Annotated in this window: 3 protein-coding genes and 1 pseudogene; all 4 read right to left on the bottom strand. The window is 46.7% G+C overall.

The genetic code is table 11. The features are described 5' to 3' along the window. Nucleotides 1-347 precede the first annotated feature (347 nt). Complete coding sequence (locus H6F88_RS02470) at nucleotides 348-2,228, bottom strand: hypothetical protein (protein ID WP_190641160.1); 1,881 nt, start codon at nucleotides 2,226-2,228, stop codon at nucleotides 348-350. A gap of 1,797 nt (nucleotides 2,229-4,025) precedes the next feature. Beyond that, complete coding sequence (locus H6F88_RS02465; RefSeq protein ID WP_347277653.1) at nucleotides 4,026-5,153, bottom strand: IS110 family transposase; 1,128 nt, start codon at nucleotides 5,151-5,153, stop codon at nucleotides 4,026-4,028. 286 nt (nucleotides 5,154-5,439) lie between these two features. After that, nucleotides 5,440-5,601, bottom strand: coding sequence for a hypothetical protein (locus tag H6F88_RS02460; protein WP_190641159.1), 162 nt, complete (start codon nucleotides 5,599-5,601; stop codon nucleotides 5,440-5,442). After that, nucleotides 5,601-6,152: pseudogene (locus H6F88_RS02455) on the bottom strand (transposase); the annotation flags it as partial. The pseudogene H6F88_RS02455 and the gene H6F88_RS02460, both read right to left, overlap by 1 nt. Between the last annotated feature and the right edge of the window lie 115 nt (nucleotides 6,153-6,267).

Here is a 6,267-nt window from a genome sequence, read left to right as displayed (position 1 = left end):
CAGCGATACATCGCGTAACCTAAATCAGTAGTGCGTTGCAATCGAGTGGTGTGAGCCGAGCTGCAGTGAGGACAATTCATCGAAGGCTGACTAAACGGAAGTTGAGGGCAGAAGCTAGTTTATCAGGCAGGGGCTTCTACCCTCAATTTGAGTACTCAGTTCTGACAGTTTCAAATCAGATCGCGATTTGCTATAAGCCTTAAACCCTCGATTTTTGACTTGTAAATCACCAGAGGAACGAGAAATCGTTAGCAGGATAAGTGCGATTTACATAAGGGCTAGTGAATAGTTGGATCATGAAGACTGTTGGTGGATGAAGCCGGTTTCCTCGTGAAGGATTGCAAAATTTAAGAGGATGACATAAGGTTTCGCATCTGGTAAACAAGCAAGAGCCAATCTTCCTCCGCCAGAGTTTGCAATGTTTTGCCAAGAAGTTGTTTGATGAATTCCTTAGCATGTTCTAACGACCACCCCATTTGCTTTGCTAATTTACCAAACTCATGCCTTAAAGCTTCAGAAGGCATTGTTGAAGCAACTGTTGAACCAGGTGTAGACAGTCGATTTATAGATGACGAATTTATAAGTTTTGGCTGGGACCAGTACTGCCGTCTTGGAGAAGAGTCCGATGGAGTGGGTTGAGGCGGACAGTGATTGGATAGAGAGGAAACAGGTTGGTGCAATTCATCATTTTTGCTCAAACCAGAACTACCTGCTTTGGGGAGCATATTGAACAAGGCGGAATTTTTATCATCACCCAGCGCTAGAGCTGTGGATAAACCCCCCGTACCTTCCGGAGGAAAAGAAATTTGAGAGGAGTCCGAACCAAATTCAGAAAGATGCTCCCTACCTTTCATATAGGGTTGGGTATGTACTTCCTCTTCTGATGAGGATTTCAGCGATTTTGAAGGATCGGTTAAATTAGGGGGTAAGGAAGCTGGAATCGGCTCTGCATCAGTAGTACACACCTGTTCCGTTGCTTTGCTCTCCGCGATATACCAAAGATGGCTGTATTTCTGAGTTGTGTTTTTGCTACACCGGGCAATTCTAACGATGGCGTTCTCCAAAGCTGTTTTTGTGTTGTATAACGCTAATTGCCCTTCTCGCTTTAATTGATCGAGGGCTTGAGTAATTCGAGCTTGGGCATCTTCCGATCGCGCTTGATTGGTTCGATTAACCGCCGTGGTCGCATTAGCGCCTTCTCCACAGTGAATATTCCCCCGTCGAGTTCCCTCAGTGCCAAGCGGCCAGTAATACCCCTCAGCAGCCCGTGCCCACACCTTGCAACGCAACGCAATCTCATGTTGATGTCGGCACCACTGCCCATACCCAGGACAATGGCTTGCCGTATGCTGAACATTTTCGACTAATGCTTCTCCTTTCAATCCCAAAAATACAACGCCATAGCAGGCAATCTGCTTTAGGAGGTGATTGGTTTGTCCATAATCAGTCCAACCCTCTGTGATTTCAAACTCCAGAGCAGTACGCCATGTGTCTACAACCGAAGAGTTTCGAGATGTCCATCGCTTTTTGTGGTTCTTCTGAGCCTGGGCGATCGCCTTCTGCACCTGCTCCATGTCCTGCCCAACGGCACACTGATCCCAAAGCTCAAAAAATCGCTCCAATCCCCCAGCCACTGGTTGCAAGTCATTATCAAGGAGTTGAGACCCTGTTGCGGGCTGTAGGGGAAGACGATGCCCCTGATATTGGGTAAACTCCCCTTTCCGTGCATAAGCTTTTTGATTGGGGAAAATTTCTAACTGTCCTTGCTTAATGATGAAACCTTGAGCTTCCAAACATTGTCGAATGGACACTCCCAACCAAAACGTTGGAACTTTCTTGGGCAGAGGTATCCACAGGTGAAGCCCACCGCTAAAGCTAGATTGAGTCAGAAACGTGCGGGTGATTCCAATCGTTTCTAGTGCTGCTCGCATCAAGGGCAATGCTTCAGCCTCCTGTTTCGGGTGGTACATTCCCGTGACATCTAAATCAATCAAGCCATGGACAGTTTTTGAGTCAAACCGTGTCCCCACAATTTGATTCGCATCCTGCCAGCACATCCACAACTCCCGTGGAGCAAGCGGGTGCTTTGTGATTGTTTGCCAAGTGCTATCTGAGTCATTGGTTTTAACGATCGCATTCCAGGCGTAGGAGAAGATTTGGCAGAGCCGTTTCCCCAACGGATCCCTTGGCAAGGGACCAACCTCACGAGGCGGCACAGGTAGATTCATGCCATACCTCCCGTCGGTGCTACAACCGCTGTAGTAGTTGCAGATTCATGGCAGTTGATAAATTGGGGATCGTAAGAAATGAATGATTGAAAATTTTGTTGGATGATCATGAAATGCTCTGTTCAAATAGACAAACGGAATGAGAGCAATAGGCAGACCAGGAGGGTTCGCCCAATTACTCGGGTTTGCGGTGAGTCATTGCAGAACTGGGCAGGAACAGAGCGTTTTGCGAAGTTTTAGAAGAGTTAGAGATGTATGGTCAAGAACTTGCGCCCTTTGAAAAAACCCGACTAAAATGAGCACTGCAAAGCTGAGGAATCTAACTCCTGACTCGCCAAAGCACTGGGTTAGCCTCTTCACGCTCTATTCGATCACAGTAATGTTTAGACCTTAAGGACTCACCTGGTTCGGCAGTTGGGGCTTTAAGGTCCTAAGGCTTACGTTCAATCCATTGTTCTTTCTCCTGGTTGATACATGTGCAAATTTGTATAGCCAGCAAACTCACTTCCTGATAATGGAAGCAATGCATTGTAGGTTGGTAATGACTAGCAGCCGCATAAATTGGGGAATTGCTGGAAGAGTTGCTGAAAGTTGAATGGGGAGATAACGACTAATGGTTTTCGTTATTTCTGGGAAATTTTAGTAGCATTTGCAAAGCGCGCTGAAATTTTTTTGGAATTTGCCCACAAGTGTTGGAATCAAGCAATCAGAGAGGTTTGATTAGTTGGGCAGTGCATTTCTAAACAGGCATCGCTGAGCTTGTTCGTAATTTTTGCTCTAGGGCATTTTGGTCGTTTAGGTAATCCCCAAAAAGATCCGATGTACTTTTTGCGTTTAAAGCGTACTCCCCAAATTTTTGCGATCGCGGGTTACAGAGTGATCGATCTGATTGATCTGATCAGTCTTGTAACGATCCTGAAATTCCTTACTACGTGGGTTACTTGAAAATTTAAAGTCACGTTTGGGGGTGAATAGAGTCACCGCTAGGGGACAGTGAAGTCAATGGCAGAGGAAATTGAAGTCACTGCCAAAGGTGGTTACTTTTGCGGTTTGCAACCAAAATGATCTGAAGTCAAGAGCCGGTAATAGTTACAGCAGGGTTACAGCAATTTGCGACTTCGATTTGCTTCCGAAGTCACCGCTAGGGGAGGATTGATGTCACGACCAGGGGATGTGTAACCCTGACTAAGTTAGTTAAAATTCTTCTCTGTTAATGGTTACAGCCAAGTTACGATCAGAACCAGAATAGTTTCAGGATGGCGAGTTGAGCTTCCAGATTTAATGGATCTGTCTAAATTCTGATCTAAAGCTGGCGGAATTTATTTGCACTATTTCTACATCTAGCGGCGTTTCCTCAGAAAAGCCCCCAGGCATAGTTGTAACCAAACAGCTGGCAGGTTACATGAAATTTGACTCAAGTCATCAAAAGGGGGCTTCTTGTCCCTATTGGGGGAACAAGTTACGAATCAAGTTTACTTAGAACCAACGTTTGGCAATGGTTACAGAAGTAGCCAGGATTGTAACTTTATAGTCTTTAAAGAAGTCACGACTAGGGGAAGTTGATGTCACAGCAATAGGAAGTTTAATTAATTGAAACAACCCTAAAGCATTGATACGGAATGGTTACACCTAAGTTACACGTTCTGTAACCACCTTGAAGGAAAGTCACCACTAGGGGAAATTAAAGTCACGGCAATAGGGAGTTAAAAGCTCCCTTACCAAGCCACAAGCTTGATTTGGCAATGGTTACAACGGAGTTACGTTATTTGTAACTTTGTAGAGCAGTCTATCCCTCTCCTAAGAAACAATTTGAGCGGAGGGCGTAGCAACAAGGTCAAATCCTAATGCTTGGGCCTTTTTCCGCAGACCTTTGACAATCTGTTCCTGGTAGCGTTGCTCGTAGTAATTGACCCCTGGATCGTCATAACTTCCGCCTGAACTCCAGAGCCGGTAGAAGAGGCGAGCTAACTTATGAGCAGTCGCTGTAATGGCTTTCGGTGCTCCTAGACGAGTTCGTAAACGTCGGTAGAACGCACCCAAGGCAGAGCGAGTTTTGCCTGCTGCCACTGCTGCCATTCGGAAAGCGTTTGCCGCTCGACTGACGACTCGTCGCGTTCTTGAGTTTTTCACCTTACCGCCTGTGATACAACTGCCCGGACACAACCCGAGCCAGGAGGTGAAATGCTTGGACGTGGGAAAGCGACTAGCATCAAGCCCCACCTCTGACAAAATTGTTTGTACCGTCAATGCTCCCATGCCATCAATTCGGGTAAAGTCAACACCACTAATCCGTTCAAGGTGGGTTTGCAGATCGAAAGCAGGCTGATTATCTTGAGGTTTACGGCGGGGAGAACCGGCGGTGGGCAGGGCAATCTCTGAAGTGGGCTCGAAGGTTGATAAACACTGATCAATTTGAGCATCACAAGCTGCAAGTTGAACTTGATAAGCATCGTAAAGTGTGAGTTCTTGCTGCAAAATAAACAAATGCTCTTGCCGATAATCCCCTTGCAGGGCTTGAGCAATTTCTGTTGCACTGCGGCGAGTGCGAGGATGACCCAGAGCGGCTAAGGTTTGTGGGTCATGCTCACCCGCCACAATCGCTCGAATAATTGACATGCCTGTCGTACCCGTGATGTCGCTAACAACTTGATGCAACAGCACATTCATTTCGGTGAGTGCCTTTTGTATCCGTTGGATATGAACACAGGCACTTCGCACCAGATTGTCTCTCTGCCGAATGTAGCTTCTGAGTACACAGACCTGGTCATTAGGACGAAAGGAGGCTGAGAGCAAGCCATAGCTGTGCAACTGCTGTATCCACTGACAGTCCAACACATCACTTTTGCGACCAGGTAGGGTTTTGACATGATGAGCATTGACTAACTTAACGTGAGTTCGGGATAAGAAATCGTCAGAACCCCTGATTTTTCGTACCTCATTTCGTTGCAGTGAATCAAGCTATTGTCAGCAAGGTCCACAGATGCAATTTTTCTCAATAAACAACCTTATTGAGAAGAGCCTACAGCAATACCCTTTGCCTAAAGCCTTTTATACCAAACCTTGCAGCGTTTAGCTTAACCCGAACTCACGTTAACTTAACCTCAAAGCCGCGAGTTTCAAGAATTTGAAATAGCGCAATCCAGTAAACTCCCGTTGATTCCATTGCCACCGTTTCAATCCTGCACGCTTGTCAATACTTCTCGGATAAGGCTTAAGCAGAGCTAGGAATTGCAAAAATCAGTTGCGGTCGTTGAGTGCCCTGATTGAGATGATGACGCTTCTTGGCAGGAAACTTTGACCTAGGCTTTTTGACCACTCTGGGATTAACTCTGCCTTGACGAGGTGGAAGTTGAGCATCGAGGATTTCGCGCATCAACCAACTCCAAAAAGGGGAAGCTCATCGGTCGCTGCACTTTGAAATTTAGCCACTGCCCGACGGAGCACGTGCAAGGTGCCGGTGAAACTCAACTGCAAGGGAGAAATGCCTTCGAGTTGTGCGGCTTGCACCATGAGTGAACGCACAGCCCAATGCCCTAGCAATACTCCATAAATCTCTTGCACCACCTCTCGGGGTTTAAGCGAACGAATGGATACTTTGCGTCCCAGTAAGTGCGTTTTGACTTCATCAATCGTGGTTTCAACTTCCCAACGTTGATGATACTGCTGAGCTAACACCAAGGCTGGAAACGCTTGAGCGTCGAGCAAACTGGTGATCAATCGGTAAGTGAGGGTCTGCTGGGATGGTCCGCTTGTCTCGATGGTGTACTCAACCACTCGGACTTGAATGCGAGTGGCTCCTTTTTTCTTCGATTTGCGGTCTGGATAAATCCAACTGAGATAAGAGCCATCATCAAGGACTTGTTCGACCTCAAATTTGACGTTGGCAGGCACTCGTCCCAGGTAATGCCCCCCTCGTGCGAGGGTAGTGTCTCGTGTCAACTACCTTGCCCGATTTTTCTGATTCACCTTGTCCGGTTCAGGAATGCCTAGTTATAGTTGTCGCGTTAGGGTGACAACTATAGCTGGGTACTACAAGCAG

It is taken from the genome of Oculatella sp. FACHB-28 (assembly GCF_014696015.1).
In the GTDB taxonomy this organism is placed as follows: Bacteria; Cyanobacteriota; Cyanobacteriia; order Elainellales; family Elainellaceae; genus JAAUTN01.
The sequence above is the reverse complement of the archived record's forward strand: the minus strand, read 5'-3'. Positions and strand labels throughout refer to the sequence as shown.